Origin of the sequence: Arthrobacter oryzae, from assembly GCF_030812315.1 — a bacterium.
Taxonomy (GTDB): domain Bacteria; phylum Actinomycetota; class Actinomycetes; order Actinomycetales; family Micrococcaceae; genus Arthrobacter; species Arthrobacter oryzae_B.
The window spans coordinates 1-2,765 of sequence record NZ_JAUSSM010000034.1 but is presented as its reverse complement, the minus strand read 5'-3'; the positions used below and the strand labels follow the sequence as shown (position 1 = coordinate 2,765).

At 65.1% G+C, this 2,765-nt stretch carries 1 protein-coding gene; it reads left to right on the top strand.

What is annotated here, in order from left to right:
• Nucleotides 1-174: 174 nt before the first annotated feature.
• The coding region (locus J2S97_RS23905) for a LamG-like jellyroll fold domain-containing protein (RefSeq protein WP_307052414.1) at nucleotides 175-2,765 on the top strand (2,591 nt) is incomplete at its 3' end.

Here is a 2,765-nt window from a genome sequence, read left to right as displayed (position 1 = left end):
CTCTCCGGCACCGCCACAAACGCACCCGTGGTAATCCGCTTCGACGACCTAATCGTGGCGGCCACAAAGTGACACCAGGAAATCAACGCCCTAGCTACTGGAAATCCTGACAGGTGGTCTCTGATGTTGCTCTCACGTCATCGTCGTTCAACTATTGTCTTAGTCCTGGCCTTGGTGATTTTCCTCCTGGGGACAGCACTGGTCGGGGCGGGGGGTGCGCGGGCTGACTCCACGCCGGCGGATCCGGCAAACCCGGCCACCCCGGCCACCGTCACGGCGGATGCCCTCCCGACGGTTCAGATCGACGGTGTGGTCTGGCAGCAGGTAATAGTGGGCAACACGGTCTATGCGGTGGGCAACTTCTCGTCCGCCCGCCCGGCGGGTGCCGCACCCGGGACGCAGACGGTGCCCCGGAGCAATATGCTCGCCTACAACCTGGCCACCGGCGTCCTTGACACCACCTTCGCGCCGGTGCTGAACGCGCAGGCGCTCACCGTCGCCGTCTCCCCTGACGGTTCGCGGGTCTACGTCGGCGGGTCCTTCACCACGGTTAACGGGGCAACGGCCTATCGGGTCGCCGCCCTGTACCCCGCAGGCTCGCCCAATGCCGGGCAGATGATTCCGGGCTTCCAGCCTTACGTGGATTCCAGGGTGAACGCGATCGTCGCGACCGACACAGCGGTGTACCTCGGGGGCTGGTTCAACGCCGTCGGAACCCAGGCCCGCACCAAACTGGGAGCAGTGAGTGCCTCAACCGGGGCTCCGCTTGCGTGGGCGCCGGTAACTGCCAACGGCAACGTCACGGCAATGGTGCTCACTCCCGACAAGAACAAAATCGTCGTTGGCGGGAATTTCACCACCCTCAACGGCTCCTCCAACCCCGGTTACGGGCTCGGGGCAGTAGATCTGGCGGCAGGTGCCTCCCTGCCGTGGGCCGCCAACTCGGTGGTCCGCAACGCAGGCCCGGAAGCCGGCATCACCAGCCTCACCGCGGATGGAGAGAACGTCTACGGCACGGGCTACACTTTCGGCGGCGGTGGCAGGCTTGAGGGAACCTTTTCGGCGCGCGGCACCGACGGCACCCTGAACTGGATCGAGGACTGTCACGGAGATACCTATGGTGTGGCACCCGTCGGGGATGTTATCTACACGGTCAGCCACGCGCACTTCTGCGGCAACATCGGGGCCTTCCCGCAACCGGATCCTTGGGCTTTCCACCCGGGGATGGCTTTCAGCAAGAACGCGACAGGGATTATTACACGAGACCCACTCGGCTACTTCAATTTCGCTGGCAATCCGCGCCCGTCGCTCCTGACCTGGTTCCCGGACCTTGCCGTAGGCAGCTTCACCGGGCAAAGCCAGGCCGCCTGGGCAGTTGCGGGCAATTCAAACTTCGTCGTGATGGGCGGGGAGTTCCCCTCCGTGAACGGCACCGCGCAGCAGGGACTGGTGCGATTCGCGGTCAAGCCTCTCGCTCCGAACAGCCAGGGTCCCATGGTTGCCGGCGGCGCGTTCAACCCCAGGATCCAGTCCCCGGCATCCGGGACTGCCCTGATCACGTGGAAGGCAAACTGGGACCGCGACAATGAACACCTGACCTACAAGGTGATCCGCAACGGCGACATCAACCGCCCCGTCTTCTCCGTGACCAGGCCCTCCACCTTCTGGAACCGCCCCAGCATGTCCTTCGTGGACACCAACCTGACACCCGGGGCCACCTACGGGTACCGGATCTTCGCCACGGATCCCACCGGCCGGGAGGTACGGTCCGAGACCGTCAACGTCACCGTGGCATCCACAGGCACGCTCAGCCCGTACGCGAGCCGTGTGCTCAAGGACGAGGCAACGGATTACTGGCGGCTGGGCGAACCCAGCGGTGCAGCACGGGACTGGTCCGGGGTTTTCGATGCCACCGTCGGTTCGGGCGTGACCCGGGGACAGGCCGGAGCAATCGCCGGTGACAACGACTCTGCCGCCGCCTTCAACGGGTCAACCACCGGCATAGCTTCCACCGCAACGGCCTTCCCCGCCCCGGACACCTTCACGGTGGAGGCCTGGGTGAAGACGACGTCCTTGGCAGGCGGGAAAATTATCGGCTTCGGCAACCGCACCACCGGAAACTCCACGAACTACGACCGTCATGTCTATATGGACAATTTGGGCCGCCTGTTTTTCGGAGTCAGGCAAAGTGCGTTCACCACGGTAAACACCACAACCCGCTACAACGACGGCCAGTGGCACCACATCGTGGCCTCCCTCGGCGCTGGAGGGATGGAACTCTATGTTGACGGGGTCCGCGAGGCCCAGCGTACGGACGTGACCATCGGACAGGCGAACAACGGTTACTGGCGGATCGGCGGGGACAACCTGGCATCCTGGCCATCCAGGCCACTCAGCGGATACCTGAATGGAACGCTGGACGAGGTAGCGGTCTACCCCACCGTGCTCTCCGCAGAGACCGTGGCAGCCCATCATGCGCTGGGGACCACGGGAACCGCGCCGAACGTGGCGCCCACGGCCTCCTTCACCTCCACCGCGTCGGCCCTGACCGTTTCGGTGGACGGCTCCGCCTCCACGGACCCCGACGGCACCCTCACCGGACACGCCTGGGACTTCGGCGACGGCAGCACCGCCACCGGGGCCACCGCCCAACACACCTACGCCACAGCAGGGACCTACACCGTCAAACTCACCGTCACCGACAACACCGGAGCCACCGGCACCACCACCAACACCGTCACCGTCGCACCGGCGAACGTGGCCCC